This is a genomic window from Pseudoalteromonas sp. RB2-MNA-CIBAN-0110 (assembly GCF_040309305.1).
Classification (GTDB): domain Bacteria; phylum Pseudomonadota; class Gammaproteobacteria; order Enterobacterales; family Alteromonadaceae; genus Pseudoalteromonas; species Pseudoalteromonas arctica.
The window spans coordinates 1-18,762 of sequence record NZ_JBEOOQ010000010.1 but is presented as its reverse complement, the minus strand read 5'-3'; the positions used below and the strand labels follow the sequence as shown (position 1 = coordinate 18,762).

The 18,762-nt window shown below is 44.4% G+C and carries 8 protein-coding genes; 3 read left to right on the top strand and 5 right to left on the bottom strand.

The window, feature by feature from the left end:
* Window positions 1-8 precede the first annotated feature (8 nt).
* The 4 genes from flgC to AAEY68_RS07145 form a co-directional block, all read right to left on the bottom strand.
* Window positions 9-440, bottom strand: coding sequence for a flagellar basal body rod protein FlgC (gene flgC / locus AAEY68_RS07160; protein WP_007581860.1), 432 nt, complete (start codon window positions 438-440; stop codon window positions 9-11).
* Window positions 441-445: 5 nt separating this feature from the next.
* The gene (gene flgB / locus AAEY68_RS07155) at window positions 446-853 is read right to left on the bottom strand and encodes a flagellar basal body rod protein FlgB (protein ID WP_002959431.1); all 408 of its coding nucleotides are present in this window, start codon (window positions 851-853) and stop codon (window positions 446-448) included.
* A 145-nt stretch (window positions 854-998) separates the two neighbouring features.
* Complete coding sequence (locus tag AAEY68_RS07150) at window positions 999-1,829, bottom strand: CheR family methyltransferase (RefSeq protein ID WP_007581859.1); 831 nt, start codon at window positions 1,827-1,829, stop codon at window positions 999-1,001.
* Window positions 1,830-1,849: 20 nt separating this feature from the next.
* A complete protein-coding gene (locus tag AAEY68_RS07145) occupies window positions 1,850-2,782 on the bottom strand; it encodes a chemotaxis protein CheV (protein WP_007581858.1) in 933 nt (310 codons plus the stop codon).
* A 140-nt stretch (window positions 2,783-2,922) separates the two neighbouring features.
* Here AAEY68_RS07145 and flgA point away from each other — a divergent pair, with 140 nt between their 5' ends.
* The 3 genes from flgA to flgN all read left to right on the top strand — a co-directional run bounded on the left by flgA (window position 2,923) and on the right by flgN (window position 4,451).
* Window positions 2,923-3,630 (top strand): flagellar basal body P-ring formation chaperone FlgA, encoded by a 708-nt coding sequence (gene flgA / locus AAEY68_RS07140; protein WP_007581857.1) that lies wholly within the window; start codon window positions 2,923-2,925, stop codon window positions 3,628-3,630.
* A gap of 76 nt (window positions 3,631-3,706) precedes the next feature.
* Window positions 3,707-4,027, top strand: coding sequence for a flagellar biosynthesis anti-sigma factor FlgM (gene flgM / locus AAEY68_RS07135; RefSeq protein ID WP_007581856.1), 321 nt, complete (start codon window positions 3,707-3,709; stop codon window positions 4,025-4,027).
* Window positions 4,020-4,451: a flagellar protein FlgN gene (gene flgN, locus AAEY68_RS07130; RefSeq protein WP_007581855.1), complete on the top strand. Its 432-nt coding sequence runs from the start codon at window positions 4,020-4,022 to the stop codon at window positions 4,449-4,451. Before flgM ends, flgN begins: the two co-directional genes overlap by 8 nt.
* Window positions 4,452-4,580: 129 nt before the next feature.
* Here flgN and AAEY68_RS07125 read toward each other — a convergent pair whose 3' ends face one another.
* Window positions 4,581-18,749 (bottom strand): Ig-like domain-containing protein, encoded by a 14,169-nt coding sequence (locus tag AAEY68_RS07125; RefSeq protein WP_350585755.1) that lies wholly within the window; start codon window positions 18,747-18,749, stop codon window positions 4,581-4,583.
* Between the last annotated feature and the right edge of the window lie 13 nt (window positions 18,750-18,762).

The following is an 18,762-nucleotide window of genomic DNA, read 5'->3' as shown; positions in this document are numbered from 1 at the left end:
ACCCTCGGTTACCGCTGCCCTAGCAACAGTGTTTTACTTAGCATTTGCTTTGCTGCATCAGCAACTTGCACGTTTGTTTGGTAAGAACGAGAGGCAGAAATCATATTTGCCATCTCCTCTACAACATTGACGTTGGGTTTATAGATATAGCCATTTTCATCCGCACTTGGATGGTTTGGGTTATATTCAATTTGTAATGGTGCATTACTTTCAACAATGCCCAAAACCTTAACACCAACTGCGGAGCCCTGTTGGTTACTTACTGATGCTGAAGCCTTTGTTAGCTCAGCCGCAAATACAGGTTGGCGCGCTCGGTACGTTTTGTCTTGAGATGAACTAATGGTATTAGCATTAGAAATATTACTAGCTGTAGTATTTAAGCGAACGTTTTGTGCGCTCATACCCGAACCTGCAATATCGAAAACATTATATAAACTCATAATTTTTATCCTTGACTACCGAGAGCTTTATTCAGGCCTTTAAATTTGCCGCTTAAAAATTGCAAGCTGGCCTGATACTCCATAGCATTCTGTGTATACAAGTTTCGTTCCACTTGTATATCAACCGAGTTACCATCACCTGTATCTGATTGATTTGGCAAACGAAATGATTCTGAACTGCCCATACTATGAGTACCTCCACCAATGTGTTTATCATTAGTTCTTACCATAGTATTGCCGCTTTGCTGGGTTGACCTTGCCGCTTTTAATGCAGAGGCAAAATCAATATCTTTTGCTTTATAGCCAGGCGTATCAGCGTTAGCTATATTAGTTGCAATTAATTCAGCTCGCTGTGAACGGATCAACATGGCTTGCGGATGCACACCTAATGCTTTATCAAAACTGATAGCCATAACCTTCTCCAAAAAATTGACTTACCCATGAATAAAGCAAAAAATAAGCCATTAATATTAGGAAGTGTTATATTTTTATAAGACTATGTATCTAAATAGAAAAACGACGCTTGGTGCGTCGTTTTAGGGAAATGAATTAACTTAATTATTTCTTTTGGTAAATGATACCGGGGTTGCATCTAACCATATCAAATTCAGTACTTAGGCCAGTTAGAGACTCTGACGCTCCTAAAAATAAGTACCCTTTTGGGTTTAATGCTTGTGCAAACTGATTAATAATTTTAGCTTTTATTTCAGGCGCAAAGTAAATAAGTACATTACGGCAAAAAATAATATCAAACTTGCCCATTAACGCGTAAGAATCAAGCAAATTCAGGTGCCTAAAACTAACTTGTTTTTTTATTGTATCGTTTACTTGTGCCATACCATTGCCGCTGTCTTTAAAAAACTTTTTACGACGCTCTGCAGATAACCCTCTGGCAAGTGCAAGCGCGTCATATTCTGCATTTTTACACATATCAAGCATGGTATTAGATATGTCGGTACCAATAATTTGTGCACCCATACGAAGCACACCAGGTTGCTTAGTATTAAATTCAGCTACTGACATAGCTATTGAATAGGGTTCTTGTCCTGATGAGCTGGCAGCAGACCAAATTTTTAAAGGCCTTCTTAAGTCTTTAAACTCAGGAAAAAGCTTATTTTGGAGCAACTCAAACGGGTATTGATCTCTAAACCACAACGTTTCGTTTGTGGTCATTGCATCAACCACTGCGGCTCTTAATTGCCGCTCGTGAGGCCCGAGAGTTTTACTAACCAACTCCGATAAAGATCCCACATTAAATCGAGTCATTAACGGAGCAAGTCGGCTTTTAACTAAATACTGTTTGTTTTCACCTAAAACAATGCCGCATTGCTGCTCTAAAAACGAACGAAACTGGTCGTATTCACTTTGCTGCAAATCTTTATTATTCAAGTTAGTAGCACCTATTTTTGTTAATCACAATGAACCCACTTTTTAACCGCTGTTGCTAATTCGTCTGGGTTAAATTTAGCAATAAAGTCATCTGCCCCGACTTTTTCAATCATAGCCTGGTTAAAAACACCACTCAAAGAGGTATGCAAAATAACATGCAAAGGTGCAAGTTTGGGATCTGCTTTTATTTCAGCTGTTAAGGTATAGCCGTCCATTTCTGGCATTTCAACGTCTGAGATAAGTAACGCTACTCGCTCAGTAATATCGTTTTTACAATCAAGCTCTGCTATTTCTTTTAATCTTATAAGTGCTTCTTTACCATTTTTGGCAAGCTCTGTTTGCACGCCTAACGGCTCTAGGGCACGTTTAACTTGATTACGCGCAACAGCAGAGTCGTCTGCAATAAATACGATACGTTCGCCTAAATCTTTTTGAATATCGCCGCTTTGTGCAACTTCAGCACTTACTTCTGTGTTTACTGGGCAAATTTCGTTGAGAATTTTTTCTACATCGAGAATTTCGACTAATTCATTTTCGATTTCGGTCACTGCCGTTAAATATGAATAACGTCCGGCGCCTGATGGCGGTGGCATTATTTTTTCCCAATTCATATTTACAATACGTTCAACTCCGCCCACTAAAAACCCTTGCACAGAGCGATTGTATTCAGCAATGATTATAAAGCTGTCTTTAATGTTGTCGATTGGGCGCCCACCTACAGCCATTGATAAATCAATAACCGAAATGGTTTGACCACGAATATGTGCAACACCACGAATATACGGATTAGATTTTGGCATGCTTGTTAGTGGAGGGCATTGCAGCACTTCTCTCACTTTAAATACATTAATACCAAAACGCTGACGCCCTCTGAGCTTAAATAAAAGTAATTCTAGGCGGTTCTGCCCAACCAACTGTGTGCGTTGGTTTACTGAGTCTAAAATGCCTGCCATTCAAATCTCCTAAAGAAAACAAATAATACGGAACGATAATTGCTTTCTATTTATAAAGCTACATAACATCGCGGGTGCGTCTACTTTTTGACGCAAAATATTTATACCCTGTTTGAAACCATAAGCATAGTCGAAACATTATGAGTTTGTTAAAAAAAATCAGAAGATACAGTGTTTTTTATTTTGTTACTAGCTTGTGCTTTGTATTCCCTTTGCAAGCTAAAGTGTTTAGTAAAGATTTATTACAAGACATGGCCGTTGCTTATATAGCTAAGCAGATTGGTACATTGCAAAATACTAATACTCAATTAAGTGCACTGCCTTTAGATAGTCGCATTCCTGATCGTGTCTGTAATACTGAACTTGAATTATCAACATCCGATGAGCCACCATTTAACCGCCAAGTAACCTTACAAGCCAAGTGCAATGATGCGCAAACGTGGGCTCAATACGTTCATGTAAGAGTTGTTGAAATGGCTCCAGTTGTTGTTGCCACTGCTAATTTAACCCGCGGTGAAGTAATAACTAAATCGCATTTAAGTATTGAAATGAAACCAACTCACTTTGTACGCATACAGTACTTAGATGACCCCACAATGCTAATAGGCAGCAGAAGTAAACGAAATATTAGAAGTGGTATGCCAGTATTACTAAACCAAATTTGTATGGTGTGTAAAGGTGACTCTGTTAATATTTACGCTAACCTTAGAGGCCTTAGAATTAAAACCACAGGTATTGCTTTAGAAGACGGTACTTTGGGCGAACAGATACAAATAAAAAACAAAAAATCAGGTAAAGTTTTAAATGCGCGAGTAGATGGTGTAGAGTCTGTTCAAGTGAATATTTAATTTAGATTTATACTAAAGTATCCTACGTATATGCCGATAACATGGCATAAGTTGGGTAATATACGGGTTTATTATTATGGTTAATCAAGTTAATGGCAGTAATCAACAAGCTAATGCGTTAACAAATGCAAAGCAACAACAAGTTGATTTAAAAAAAGATAACGCAAATACACAAGCGACGCAGACTCCTTCGCCTAAAGCAGCAAGTGACTCTGTAAGCTTGACGCCGCAAGCGCAGCAATTAAAAACGCTTCAAGATAAAGCACAGCAATCGTCTGGCTTTGATAGCGATAAAGTTGCTGAGCTTAAAAAAGCAATAACCGAAGGTAAATATCAAGTGGACAGTGAAAAGCTTGCTAAAAACTTAGCTGATTTTGAGTTTAACGTGTATGGCTGATCATAATAGTTTAATTAGCGTAAAACTAAACCAACAAGTAAGTTGTTTAGACTCTTTGCACGCGCTATTAAACGACGAGCTTACTGCTATTGCCTCACGACGTGGTGCTGGTTTAAAAGAAATTACCCAACAAAAAATGTCTTTTTTAACTAAGCTAAGCACTCTAGATAAAGAGCTAAGTAAGCTTATTGCCAGTAACGACTCACAAAACCCTGAAATATCTGAGCTAATAAGCCAAGTTAAAACTCAACTTGCGCAATGCCAAAAACAAAATAATGTTAATGCTCATGCTGCCCGCCAAGCGCAACTAAGTGTTAAACAATTAAAAGAGATATTAATTGGCGCACCAACGTCAATGACCTACGACCAAGCCGGTAAGTCTGTAAATACCGAGAGTAAACTGGTTCGTAATTTAAAAGCTTAAGCCCAAAATTTCACATTAAAAAAGCCTTATTGATTTATCAATAAGGCTTTTTTAATGTCCTTTATTCTAATAATACCAATTTGCTTAATTATGTAAGCCCCCTTAATAATTAAGAGGGCTTTATTGATATTAAATATCCGTTTGATTATTACTACTTTCAATTAAGTGTTTGATCATCTCTTCCGATTGATTTTGTACATCAACCGCAGGTGCTGCTGCATCAATGCTTCCCCCACTTTGAGCTGGAGTATAAGCAATTGCAGAGCCTTCGTCCTCAACCAGTGTATTTAGCGCTATAAGCTGCTCTGCATCTTCGCTAATAATAACGTCATCAATATTAAGCGGTTCCGCCGAACTCACTTGCACAGTTTGCTCAGGTGCTGATAGACCACTCAAGTTACCTAAGTCAATTGTTTCAGTGCTTAATATGTTGTTGCTTGAAACTTCATTAGAGATTGTATCGCCTAGAGCCGACTCTTCGCTAAATGATGCAGGGATTGTGTCGCCAGAAGCAGCGCTTGCTCCATTATCGTAAATATTTCCCGTATCCTCTATTGTGTTTCCAGTATTTTTGATTAAGTAGTTTCCTGCTTCATCAACAGTTACAAAGTAGAATTGCTCTCCTCCACCTATGTTTAGATTGAGTAAATTTAGAAAGCCTCCCCAATCTCCATTGCTATCGGAAGTAAAACTTCCTGCATTATCTAGTACATCTAAATCTAGACCGAGTAAGTTAACACCCAATAATGAAGAGCCAATAATATACACTTCAGTATCTGGTTCTGTTGTTCCTTCAACTGACGGTAATAAAACACCTAATATCCCAGAGTCAAAATCAGTGATTTCAAAACTTATTGGTGTAGTATCAATAACCAATCCAGATAAACTACCGCTTGAAGTTGTATTGCCTGATGTATCAGTTGCTACGGCTGTTACTGTGTACTCCCCATCAGCTAAGGCAGTATTAGCTGTAGCACTCCATACACCCGATGCATTAACAGTTTCTATTAATACAATACTTTCAGTTGGACCACTAAAGGTAACAGTTACAGACTCACCTGGAGCAGCTGTACCTGTTATAACTGGGCTTTGTTCTGCTGTTAGTTCTAGTCCCGAGTCAATTGTAATACCTGAGTCAATTGCGCTACTTGATGATTGCGTACCAGTATTACCTGCACCATCAGCAATGCCAACATCTACAGTGTAGTTACCTTCACTAAGTACTTCTGCCGATATCACGCTCCAAGTTCCATCAGTGCCAACGGTTGTGTCAACATTGTGAGTGGCACCAGCTGAATCAGTAAACATAACTATTACAGCCGCACCTGCAAAGCTTCCAGTTACAGAACCCGTAATGGTAGGCGTTGTATCTTGCCCTACTGTAATTGGGTCTATCACTACAGTTGGTGCAGTATAATCGGTGCTTGACACCATAGTATCGCTAGCAGAGTTACCCGCTGTATCGCTTATCGATGCTGTTGCATTAAAGCTACCTTCACTAAGCGCGGTGGTAGCTGTTACTGACCATGTGCCATTGCCTGAAACTTGAGCGGTAATAGTTTGTGAATCATTATTAGCATCGGTAATAACAACACTCACATTTGTACCTGCTGGTGCATCACTTGTACCTGTAATTGTTGGTAACGGGTTATTAGTAACAGGTAACTGGTTAACTTCAACTGTTGGTGGTGTTAAATCAATAATGCCACCTAGGCTTGTAGAACTTGTAAGCCCTAAGTTTTCAACTGTAGCACTTACAGTAAAGGCACCTTCAGCTAATGGTGTTGTAGGTATTAGAGTCCATACACCTGCAATAGCTTGGGTGTTATATGTCGTTGCTGTACCGCTACTATCGGTAATAACTACCTGTACGTCACCTGCTAATATATCTGTGGTACCTGTAATTGTTGGCGTTGTATCGCTTGTATCTACAATTTGATTAATTAACAAACCTGGTAAGGTTGTACTAATAGTGCCCGTTTGCGTAACTGTTGTTATATTCCCAGCATCATCTGTACTTATTGCCTCAATTGTTAAGTCACCTTCAGCAAGTAAAGGAGTAACAATAAGCCATGTTCCGTCTCCTAATACCGAAGTGGTAACTACATATAATGTATCTGTAGAGTCAGTAATATTTACGGTAATTAAACTTCCTACCTCTTCATCGCTTGTCCCTTCAATAGTAGGTGTTAGCGTATTAAGTACACCAAACGCATCAATTCCTAGCGCTGGCGCTATAGTATCTATGGTTACTTGCTCAATGGCCGACTGCCCTGTATTACCTGCCGCGTCAGTTATACTTGCAGAAACAGTATATACACCATCTGATAAGCTAGTAGTTACTAAAGACCACTTGCCATCGCTACCAATTAAGGTATTAAATACCGTTTTTTCACCATTACTACCAATAACAGTTACATCAATATTTGTGCCTTCCGCTTCTGGTGATGTACCTGAAAGCTCTAATATATCTGTATTGCTAATGCTCAGTGGTAAAATTCCAACCACTGGTACTAGCGTATCAACGACGAATTCAAGCGTATCGGTAACTACATTACCTGCATCATCAGTAATACTCACATTCGCAACATGCTGCCCTTCAGTTAGTGCATCTACCTCGAGTGAAAATAACCCAGCTGCATTAACCGTGGTGGTTAAAACTGAACCGCCATCTAGTTGTATTTCAACAACACCATTAATTAAATCACTGGTACCTTGGATTATTGGCGTGGAGTCTGATGTTGTGCCAATAACCTGTAAGCCAAGTGTTGGCGATATTGTATCCACCATTCCAGTAAGTAGTTGCGTGGTAGTAATACCGACCTCACTTAACACGTCAACTGTTACGCTAAATGTCCCCTCAGCTAATGATTGAGGAACCTGCACAGCCCACGTATTATCGGCTTGCACTATAGCCGTAAGCTCTTGTACTACATTTCCGCTATCTACCACTTTAACTAGCACTTCAGTGCCTGGTGCTTGGTCGGTCGTACCACTAATTATTGGTAAATCGCCCTCACCAGTAGCAAAGTCAACTACTGCATTTAGTACTGGGGTTGAAGCATCTACATCAGCAGTCGTAATAGTGGTGGTGTTACCCGCATCATCGGTTGCAGAGGCTTCAATAACTGATAAGCCAATAACATTAACGGCTAGGCCTAATAGCTCCCAATCACCATTTGCATCTGTGGTTACATCGTATGTTAAATCGAGTAAATCACCTGCAAGCTCTAGAGTAACCGTAACGGTTTTACCTTCGCCCAAATCAGATGTACCAGATAAAGAAACCAACTGACCTAATAGGAACGAAGGCACAATTGTTAGCTCTGGTCCCACGGTATCAACCTCACCACCGGTTTTATTGTCGACCGAAGTATTGCCCGCAGCATCGCTAATAGTTGCACTAACACTGTAAACACCGTCAGCTAAAATATTATTAGCAGCCGCTTGCCAGTCTCCATTGCCATCGGTTTGAACGGTCATTTGATGAGAAACTCCAGCAGAATCAGTAAAGGTAACAATAACGTTTGTATTTTCCTCGTTAGACGTACCTGTAATCAATGGAGTGCTATCTTGAGTTAGTATTAATGAACTTTGATTAATACTAATTTCAGGAGCAATTGTATCAATAGTTGCTGTATTTGTTGCGTCCCCGGTATTACCAGCGCTGTCAGTAACAAATACTTCAACTGAATAATCGCCTTGTGAAAGAGAACTACTTGCCTCTAAAGACCATATACCACCAGTTTGAACTGTTGTATTTACAGTATGCTTATTCCCTAGTGCATCGGTAAATACCACAGCAACTGCATCACCTACCATGGCACCTGTCACATTCCCTGAAATACTTGGAGTTAGATCGGTACTTCCAGCAATATCGTTAATGGTCACAACTGGCGCTGTTATATCAACTACCCCTGTAGTACTTGTGTTTACAGGGTTACCGGCAGTATCTGTGGTTGAAGCTAAAACCGTGTAAATGCCCTCGCTCAACTCTGTACTTGCAGCGACTGACCATGTGCCATTTGCACCAACCGTAGCATTAACCGTTTGCTCTGCACCTAAGCTATCAGTAATTAAAATAATAACTAATGCGCCTTGCGGTGCGGTTGTTGTGCCTGAAATTGTAGGCGTTGTATCATTTAAAGTTACAAGCGGCGTAATACTAAGCGTTGGCGCGGTTAAATCGATAACACCGCTACCTGTTGTATTACTCGTTAAGCTTCCTTCAGTTACACTTGCCGAAACAGTAAATTCACCTTCAGGTAGAATATCTGTCGCATCAACACTCCAAATACCGCCTACTACCGTCGTAGTTACAGTATGTGAAACGTTATTAACGTCAGTTATAACGACTGTGATCACCGAGTTATCTATTGCACTACTTGTGCCTGATATTGCTGGTGTTTGATCGTTCGTATCAACAATTGTATTAATATTAATTGTAGGCGCATTGGTATTTAAAGTTGCGGTACTATTTGCAACTGATTCATTCCCTGCGGCATCAGTAACACTTGCAGAAACTGTAACTTCACCATCAGTCAGTACATCTGTAATATCTACAGTCCAAGCACCTCCTGCACCAACAACAGTTGTGTAAGTCTCGGTACTATCTCCATCGGTCACAGTTACTGTAATACTCGTGTTTTCAGGTTCATTGGATGTGCCTGAAATAGTTGGCGTGCTGTTATTAATTGTACCTAATGCATTTATAGTAATACTTGGTGCTTGAGTATCAACAAAACTCGAACCTGTATCAGAGCCTGTATTACCAGCATCATCGGTAATACTTACCTCTACATCATAATTGCCATCTGGCAAGCTTGGCGCTGTAACTTGCCAATCGCCGCTAGCATCAACTATTGCGGTTAAAGTATGTATATCACCGTTGCTATCTGTAATGACTATATCGACCACCGTATTCTGTGGTTCAGTTGAAGTACCACTTACAATTGGTGTATTAGTGTTAAATACAGTTATATCATTAAGTACAATAACAGGTACTTGGGTATCAATTGTTAAATCAATAGTCGTGCTGCTGGTATTATTAGCATCATCGGTAACACTTACTTGAGCCGTATAATCACCATCAACAAGTGCTACGGGGACATCTACTTGCCAATTGCCATCAGTACCCACAGTTGCTGTTAGTGTTTGACCACCAATAATAATGCTTACATCTGCACCTATCTCATTACTTGTGCCTGAAATTGTAGGTGTTGTATCTATTGTCGCGTTAACTTCGTTCACAATTAATGTAGGAGCAACGCTATCTATTTCACCTTGAGCCTGCTGCGTTGTTAAGTTACCAACACTGTCTCTAACCTCTGCAACAACAGTATATTGACCTTGCGCTAGCTCTGCAGGTACAGCAACAGACCAGTCGCCACCGGCTTGAACTGTCGCAGTAAACGCTTGGCTTTCTCCTTCACTATCAGTCACGGTTATATTAATTACAGTGCCTTGCCCCATATCGGTGGTGCCGCTAATTACTGGCGTACTGTCATTAGATAAAGCATCGACACTAACGGTTAATTCTGGTGCTACGTTATCAAAATCAAGTGTATTGATTGTTCTGACATTACCAGCTGCATCCGTTGCACTGGCAGTCACATAGGCAAGGTTTAGTAAAGGTACTGTTATGTTTGCAAGCCCCCACGTACCATCAGGATTTGTCGTTGCTGTATAAGTTGCACCAACTAATCCCCCAACTAGGTACTCTGTAATAGTGATTACAGAACCCCCTGGTAGATCAGAATCCCCCGAAAGAGAAACTAAATTACCTAATAAAAACGATGGAATAATTTCAAGATCCGGAGCGGTTATATCGACTTCGCCAGTGTCTGTACCCGTGCCTGTATTGCCTGCGGCATCGGTGATGCTGGCGCTGACGCTGTAATTACCTTCCGCTAAATCGCCGCTTGGCGTTACACTCCAGTTACCACTTGCATCGGTTTGTACATCAATAGTTTGCACTGCATTCGCTGCATCGGTAAACGTAACCGTGATGGTGCTGTTAGGCGCATCACTGGTGCCCGTAACCGTGGGCGTGCTGTCGTTGGTTAGTAACGGCGCATTTACACTCACACTCGGTGCGGTCGTATCAATGGTGCCGTTGCCTGTAATATCGGTGCTGTTACCTGCCACATCGCTGATGTTAGCTTCAATACTATACGGTCCTTCTGCTATCGCTGTTGGCACTTCGACTGAGAAGTTGCCATCTTCATCAACCGTGGTGGTGAACGTTTGTGTATTGCCTAAATCGTCCACTACGGTGAAGTTAATAACCGTGCCTTCAACCGCATCGCTTGTTCCGCTGAGTGTCGGAGTAATGTCATTACTTGAACCTGGATTCGTTAGGATCAATGTCGGTGCGGTGGTGTCTATTTCACCAGCGCCAGTAGCGGTGGTGTCATTGCCTGCTGCATCGCTCACGCTTGCGCTGATGGTGTATGCGCCTTCTGCAAGTGCTACCGGTACAGGAATTGACCACGTACCATTAGCAAGTACGGTGGCGCTCATTGTTTGCGCTGCACCACTGCTATCTGTCACTATAACCGTTATCGTACTGCCTTGCGGTGCATCACTACTGCCTGCAATCGTTGGCGTGGTGTCGTTGCCTACACCGTTGTTGGTAATAACAAGGCTCGGACCTGTTAGATCTATCAGACCTGTCTCGGTGGCACTGCCAATATTGCCCAGTCCATCATCTACCTCTGCGGTGACAGTATATTCACCTTCGGCTAAATCAGTTGGTGCATCGACGCTCCATACACCACCCGTTACGGTCGTATCAACAGTCGTAATATTCCCTGCACTGTCTTCAAACGTTAAGCTAATGGTGGTGCCATCAGCTGCATCACTTGTCCCGCGAATTTCTGGCGTGGTGTCATTAGTGTCAACCAGTGCATTAATACTGATACTTGGCGCCGTGGTGTTGAGTGTTGCGTTTTCACTTAATGTAGTGGTGTTGCCTGCACTGTCGCTTACGCTTGCTTCGATAGTGAGTGGACCATCAGTTAGCGCGTTCGGTACATCCGCTGACCAACTGCCATCGGCTTGTACTGTCGCGGTGAACGTTTCTGTATTATCTGCATCCGTGACGTTAATCGTTATAACCGTGCCTGCTGGCGCGTTTGATGTCCCGCTAATTGTTGGCGTGCTGTTATTAGTGGCGCCTACTGTGTCTAACGTCAGTGTCGGCGCTAAAGTATCTAAGCTGCCTGTTTGTGTGGCGCCGCCGGTGTTGCCTGCATCATCGGTGATACTGGCTTGTACGTTGTAGCTTCCATCTGGTAATTCAAGGCTGGTTGCTTGCCAATCGCCGTTTGCATCCACAGTAGCGGTGATTGGGTGCTCATCACCGTTACTGTCGGTAATAACAATGTTTACAACGGTGCCTTCAGGCTCTGTTGAAGTACCACTAATCACTGGTGTGCTGTCGTTGCCTAAGCCTAGTGCGTCAACGGTGACGATTGGCGTAATAGTATCCACATTACCACTGCTGTTCGCTGTACTCTCGTTACCTGCCGCATCGGTAATGCTTGCAACAACGCTAAAGTCACCTTGTGCAAGGGCTGTCGATACTTCGATTGCCCAGTGACCATCGCTGCCAACTATAGTGTCAATGGTTTGCACAGCACCTTCGCTGTCGGTGATGGTGAGTGTTACAGTGCCACCAATTTCATTACTGGTGCCCTGAAGCTCTGGTGTTAAATCGCTGACATCGCCCACGTTTTGAATGGTGAGTAGTGGCGCTTGCGTGTCGATAGTCGTGGTATCACTCACGGTGGTTTCATTGCCGACACTGTCGCGTACACTTACTTCAATGGTGCTTTGACCTTCACTTAATGGTGTCGCTGGTGTGGCACTCCAATCACCGTTTGCATCCACAAGCGCGGTGATGGTTTGCGGGTTGCCTGCGCTGTCGGTCACTACAATAGTGACTTGCGCGCCTTCACCCGCATCGCTTGTGCCGCTAATAACCGGTGTATTGCTGTCGCTTTGTGCTGCAACATCAACAGTGAGTGTCGGTGGCGTATTATCAAAGTCATCTGAACTAATTGTACGGGTATTACCTGCGGCATCGGTCGCTGTTGCGATCACTGAGCCAACATCAAGTAAAGATACATCCAACCCGACTAATGACCAGTTGCCATCCGCATCCGTTGTAGTGGTATATGTTGCACCAATACCACCGCCAACCAGTTGCTCGGTAATGGTAATTTCACTGCCTGCTGGCAAGTCAGACGTACCACTTAATGTGACTAATAAGCCAAGTTCAAACGTTGGTGTAAAGGCAAGTGCTGGCGGGGTTACGTCTACTTCGCCACTGTCCGTGCCGGTGCCTGTGTTGCCTGCAGCATCAGTGATGCTGGCGCTGATATTGTAATTACCTTCAGCTAATGTACCTGTTGGTGTCGCACTCCAGTTACCATTAGCATCGGTTTGTACATCAATAGTTTGCACTGCATTCGCTGCATCTGTAAACGTCACCGTGATGGTGCTATTAGGTGCATCACTGGTGCCTGTCACTGTGGGCGTGCTGTCGTTTGTTAATATTGGCGCATCTACACTCACACTTGGTGCAGTGGTATCAATGGTGCCGTTGCCGGTAATATCGGTGCTGTTACCTGCTACATCGCTGATGTTGGCAGTAATCGTATACGGTCCTTCTGCCAGTGCAGTGATTACTTCAACTGAGAAGTTGCCATCAGCATCCACCGTGGTGGTGAACGTTTGTGAGCTACCTAAATCATCCACTACGGTGAAGTTAATAACCGTGCCTTCAACTGCATCGCTTGTGCCGCTAAATATCGGCGTTACATCATCACTTGAACCTGGACTGGTAAGCACAAGTGTCGGTGCAGTGGTGTCTACTTCACCAGCGCCTGTGGCGGTGGTGTCGTTGCCTGCGGCATCTTCAACACTCGCACTAATGGTGTATGCACCTTCTGCAAGTGCTATCGGTACAGGAATTGACCACGTACCATTAGCAAGTACGGTGGCGCTTATTGTTTGCGGTGTGCCACTGCTGTCAGTGACAACAATCGTTACTTCACTTCCCTGCGGTGCATCGCTGGTACCTGCAATCGTTGGGGTGGTGTCGTTGCCTACGCCGTTGTCGGTAATAACAAGGCTCGGACCAGTAAGGTCGATCTGACCAGTCTCTGTTGCACTCCCTATATTGCCCAGCCCATCATTCACGGTAGCTGTTACGGTGTATTCGCCTTCGGCTAGTACGCTTGGTGCATCGACGCTCCATACGCCGCCCGTTACGGTCGTATCAACAGTCGTAATATTCCCTGCACTGTCTTCAAACGTTAAACTAATGGTGGTGCCATCTGCCGCATCACTTGTCCCGCGAATTTCTGGCGTGGTGTCATTGGTGTCAACCAGTGCATTAATACTGATGCTTGGCGCAGTGGTATTGAGTGTCGCGGTTTCACTTAACGTGGTGGTGTTGCCTGCGCTATCACTAACGCTAGCTTCAATGGTGAGCTCACCATCGCTCAGTGCATTCGGTACATCGGCTGACCAACTGCCATCGGCTTGCACTGTCGTGATGAACGTTTCTGTATTATCTGCATCCGTGACGTTAATCGTTATAACCGTGCCTACTGGCGCGTTCGATGTCCCGCTAATTGTTGGTGTGCTGTTATTCGTGGCACCTACTGTGTCTAACGTCAGTGTCGGCGCTAAAGTATCTAAGCTGCCTGTTTGTGTGGCGCCGCCGGTGTTGCCTGCATCATCGGTGATACTGGCTTGTACGTTGTAGCTTCCATCTGGTAATTCAGGGCTGGTTGCTTGCCAATTACCGTTTGCATCCACAGTAGCGGTGATTGGGTGCTCATCACCGTTGCTGTCGGTAATAATAATGTTGATAACCGTGCCTTCAGGCTCTGTTGAGGTACCACTAACAACTGGGGTGCTGTCGTTGCCTAAACCCAGTGCATCAACGGTGATAACGGGTGTAATAGTATCTACATTACCACTGCTGTTGGCAGTGGTGTCGTTGCCTGCCGCATCAGTAATATTCGCGCTTACAGTAAAATCACCTTGTGCAAGGGCACCTGGAATTTCAATAGCCCAGTGGCCATCGCTGCCTACAACGGTGCTAAGGGTTTGATTGATGCCTCTGCTGTCGGTGATGGTGAGTGTTACGGTGCCACCAATTTCATTACTGGTGCCTTGCAGCTCTGGTGTTAAATCACTTATATCGCCCACGTTTTGAATGGTGAGTGTTGGCGCTTGCGTGTCGATGGTACTGGTATCACTCAAGGTGGTTTCGTTGCCGACACTGTCGCGCACACTTACTTCAATCGTGCTTTCACCTTCACTTAATGGTGTCGCTGGTGTGGCGCTCCAGTTGCCATTGGCATCCACTAAGGCGGTGATGGTTTGCGGGTTGCCTGCGCTGTCGGTCACTACAATAGTGACTTGCGCGCCTTCACCCGCATCACTTGTGCCGCTTATGATTGGCGTGTTGCTGTCGCTTTGTGCTGCAACATCAACAGTGAGTGTCGGCGGTGTATTATCAAAGTCATCTGAGCTAATTGTACGGGTATTACCTGCGGCATCGGTCGCTGTTGCGATCACTGAGCCAACATCAAGTAATGAGATATCAATACCAGTCAGTGACCAGTTACCATTGGCGTCAGTGGTTGTGGTGTAACTTACGCCCACACCGCCGCCAACAAGTTGCTCAGTAATGGTAATTTCACTGCCAGCCGGTAAATCAGAGGTGCCGTTTAATAACACCAATGAGCCTAATAAGAAGGTAGGTGTAAATGCTAAGTCTGGCGGTGTTATATCGACTTCGCCACTGTCTGTACCTGTGCCTGTGTTGCCTGCGGCATCGGTGATGCTGGCGCTGACGCTGTAGTTCCCTTCAGCTAATGTACCTGTTGGTGTCGCACTCCAGTTACCATTAGCATCGGTTTGTACATCAATGCTTTGAGTGGCATTTGCTGCATCTGTAAACGTAACCGTAATGGTGCTGTTAGGCGCATCACTGGTGCCTGTGACTGTTGGCGTGCTGTCGTTCGTTAATACTGGCGCATCCACGGTAATGCTTGGCGCGGATGTGTCTATTGTGCCGTTGCCGGTAATATCGGTGCTGTTACCTGCTACATCGCTGATGTTGGCAGTAATCGTATACGGTCCTTCTGCCAGTGCAGTGATTACTTCGACCGAGAAGTTCCCGTCTGCATCAACCGTGGTGGTGAACGTTTGTGAGCTACCTAAATCATCCACTACGGTGAAGTTAATAACCGTGCCTTCAACCGCATCGCTTGTGCCGCTAAATATCGGCGTTACATCATTACTTGAACCTGGATTGGTAAGCACAAGTGTCGGTGCAGTGGTGTCTACTTCACCAGCGCCTGTGGCGGTGGTGTCGTTGCCTGCGGCATCGCTCACGCTTGCGCTTACGGTGAAGTTACCTTCTGCAAGGGCTGTCGTAACAGGGACTGACCACGCGCCACTTCCGCCAACTGTCGCGGTAATGGTTTGCTGTGCACCGGCACTGTCTGTCACAATAATAGTGACTTCACTGCCTTGTGGCGCATCGCTTGTACCCGAGATAGTCGGTGTCGTGTCATTGCTAACACCATTGTCTGCAATAACAAGGCTTGGTGCGGTTAAGTCAATCTCGCCTGCTTCTGTGGCGCTGCCGATATTACCTAGGCCATCGTCTACCTCTGCAGTGACAGTATATTCGCCTTCTGCTAGTACGCTTGGTGCATCGACGCTCCATACGCCGCCCGTTACGGTCGTATCAACAGTCGTAATATTCCCTGCACTGTCTTCAAACGTTAAACTAATGGTGGTGCCATCTGCCGCATCGCTTGTACCATTAATGGTTGGGGTGGTGTCGTTGGTATCAACCAATGCATTAATACTAATGCTTGGGGCCGTGGTGTTGAGTGTTGCGGTTTCACTTAATGTAGTGGTATTACCGGCGTTATCACTCACGCTAGCTTCAATGGTGAGCTCACCATCGCTCAGTGCATTCGGTACATCTGCCGACCAGCTGCCATCAGCTTGTACTGTCGCGGTGAACATTTCTGTTGTGGTGCCATCGCTTACACTGATGCTAATAACAGTCCCCGCTGGCGCATTACTACTTCCGCTGATAGTCGGGGTGCTATCGTTCGTTGCGCCCACGGTATCAAGCACAAGCGTTGGCGCGAGGCTATCAATGGTGCCCGATTGCACGGCACTATCGGTGTTACCTGCGGCATCGGTAATGCTGGCTTGCACGTTGTAGCTGCCCTCTGGTAATTCAGGGCTGATTGCTTGCCAGTTGCCGTTCGCATCGACTGTGGCTGTAATTGGTGTTTCATTGCCGTTACTGTCTGTGATAACAATAATCACAACGGTGCCTTCAGGCTCTGTTGAGGTACCACTAACAACTGGGGTGCTGTCGTTGCCTAAACCCAGTGCATCAACGGTGATAACGGGTGTAATAGTATCTACATTACCACTGCTGTTGGCAGTGGTGTCGTTGCCTGCAGCATCAGTGATGCTGGCAACAACGCTAAAGTCACCTTGCGCAAGGGCTGTTGACACTTCGATTGCCCAGTGACCATCGCTGCCTACAACGGTCTCAATGGTTTGCACAGCACCTTCGCTGTCGGTGATGGTGAGTGTTACGGTGCCACCAATTTCATTACTGGTGCCTTGCAGCTCAGGTGTTAAGTCGCTGACATCGCCCACGTTTTGAATGGTGAGCGTTGGCGCTTGCGTGTCTAACGTAATTGTATCTGTAACTGTTGTCGTATTTCCTGCTTCGTCAGATACACTCACTTCGATGGTGTTATCACCTTCATTTAAATCTGCTTGTGGAGTTACTTCCCAGTTACCATTTGTATCCACAGTAGTGGTGAGTGTTTGTTCCCCCCCATTTTCATCGGTAATAACAACCGTGATGCTGGTACCAACGTCTGCATCACTAGTGCCTGAAATGGTAGGTGTTGAGTCATTAGTTACAGTATCAAAGTTAACGGTTAAGCTAGGCCCTGATGTATCTATGTTGCCTGTAGCAGTATCTGAAGCGCTATTACCAGCTGCATCAGATACTTCAGCTTCTACAGAATAATCGCCCGAGGCCAACTCTTGAGAAAGTTCAACACTCCAATTACCATCGGCATCTGTTGTTGTGCTAAATGTGCGAACAACCCCTTGAGAATCAGTAACCGTTAAATTTATAACCGTGCCTGCAACTACGTCAGTTGTGTTACCAGAAATAACCGGTGTTGTATCATTACTTGTTTCTAGTTCATTTACTTGTATGGTTGGAGGCGTAATATCAATTACAGCATCAAGCTCTGCATTTGCGCTTCCACCACCTATGTCTGTTACTGTCGCACTAATTAAAATGGTGCCCTCAGCTAAATTTGCAGGCGGAGTAACACTCCAAAGACCGTTTTCATCAACAACTGTGGTTAAAGTAATTATTGCACCCGCTGAGTCAGTGATCTGAACTTCAACTTGAGAGCCAGCTTGTGCATTAAAAGTATCACCATTTATTTGAGGTGTTTGATCGTTAGTTTCGCCAATAATATCAATGGTAATGGTCAATGCGCTTGTATCAATTGTGCCTGAAGCACTTGCTGTGCCTTCATTACCAGCGCTATCACTAATACTTGCATCTACAGAGTAGCTTCCTTCAGCTAAAGCCGCGGACACTTCTACAGTCCAACTTCCATCTGCAATTACTTCTGCTGTAATTATTTGTACTATACCGTTAGCATCGGTCACTGTTAAAGTTACGGTTGAACCAGCTGGCTCACCGCTAGCTGTGCCTGAAATAGTTGGTGTTGTATCACTCGTATCGCCTAGCGCATTAATAGTAACTATTGGCGCTGTGGTATCAACTTCTCCCGTTGTTGTGGCTGTGGTTTCATTACCTGCGGTGTCAGTAACGGATACCTCAACAGTAAACTCATCTTCACTTAATTCGTTTGGTACATCAACACTAAAGGTGCCATCGGCTTGTACTTCAGTGGTAATGATTTGTGGGTTACCTGCTTCATCAGTAACTGTAATAGTAACAACCGTGCCCTCTGGCTCACCCGTCGCAATCCCTGAAATAGTTGGAGTGGTGTCGTTACTATCAGCCAGTGCATCTATAGTGATCACCGGTGCTGAAGTATCAATTTCTCCAGTCGTAGTTGCTGTGGTTTCATTACCTGCGGTGTCAGTAACGGATACCTCAACAGTAAACTCACCTTCACTTAATTCGTTTGGTACATCAACACTAAAGGTGCCATCGGCTTGTACTTCAGTGGTAATGATTTGTGGGTTA